The sequence below is a fragment of the Roseovarius sp. MBR-6 genome (genome assembly GCF_040547525.1).
Classification (GTDB): domain Bacteria; phylum Pseudomonadota; class Alphaproteobacteria; order Rhodobacterales; family Rhodobacteraceae; genus Roseovarius.
This window is the reverse complement of the sequence record NZ_JBEPPW010000079.1, coordinates 1-1,027: the sequence shown is the minus strand read 5'-3', so window position 1 is coordinate 1,027 and position 1,027 is coordinate 1. Positions and strand designations below refer to the sequence as shown.

Here is a 1,027-nt window from a genome sequence, read left to right as displayed (position 1 = left end):
CCTGCCACGCTCGCCGCCATGCCGGAGCGATTGAGGCATATTTTCCGGCCCATTTCTCTTCAAATGCATCCAGTTCCGCGGCCGCCAGATCGGCTGTGGCGGCCCCGTAAATCAGGCGAAGATCGGCGGCCACTGCCTTGCGATCTTTCCAGGCGCAGAAGTTCAGAGAATGGCGTACCAGATGCACGATGCAGGTCTGGACCGCGGCATCGGGAAAGGCCGCCGTGATGGCGTCAGGGAAGCCCTTGAGCCCATCCACGACGGCGATGAGGATGTCCTGAACCCCGCGGTTCTTGAGTTCGTTCATCACCGACAGCCAGAATTTGGCACCCTCGTTGTCAGCAATCCAGAGGCCGAGAACCTCGCGAACGCCGTCCCTGCTAACGCCGAGGGCTACGTAAACGGCCTTGTTCTTGACCATGCGGCTGTCGGCGTCTCTGATCTTGACCCGGAGCGCGTCGAAAATGACGATGGGATACATCCGCTCCAGAGCCCGGGATTGCCATTCGCGAACTTCGTCCAGCACAGCATCGGTAACCCGGCTGATCAGGTCCGGCGAAACCTGTAGGCCGTAGACTTCCTCAAGGTGGGCGCGGATGTCTCGGACCGTCAAACCAGCGGCATAAAGACCGATGATCTTGTCATCCATCCCGTCGATCCGGGTCTGGCCCTTCTTGACCAGCTCGGGCTCAAAACTGCCGTCACGGTCACGAGGAACAGAGATCGGCACCTCGCCATCCTGACCTTTCAGGCGCTTGCTGGCTGTGCCGTTGCGCCGGTTGAGCTGACCAGGGGGAGCATCCTTGCCATCTTCATAGCCAAGATGCGCGGTCAGCTCGCCGCCGAGCATCCGCTCCATCAGCCTGATCTTGAGCTCTTTCATTAGCCCGGCGTCGCCAAGCAGATCTTCAGGCCGCTCGCAGCCCTTCAGCAGTTCGTCCAGTAATTCCTTGGATATCGTCATCGTCCTCACTCCTCTCAAGAAGCATGGACCAAAGCGCAGTTACACAGAAGATCGGACACTCTC

The 1,027-nt window shown here is 59.6% G+C and carries 1 protein-coding gene; it reads right to left on the bottom strand.

From position 1 onward, the window contains the following. Positions 1–964: IS256 family transposase (locus tag ABIE57_RS20585; protein ID WP_354540901.1), on the bottom strand; the 964-nt coding region annotated here is incomplete at its 3' end. Positions 965–1,027 lie beyond the last annotated feature (63 nt).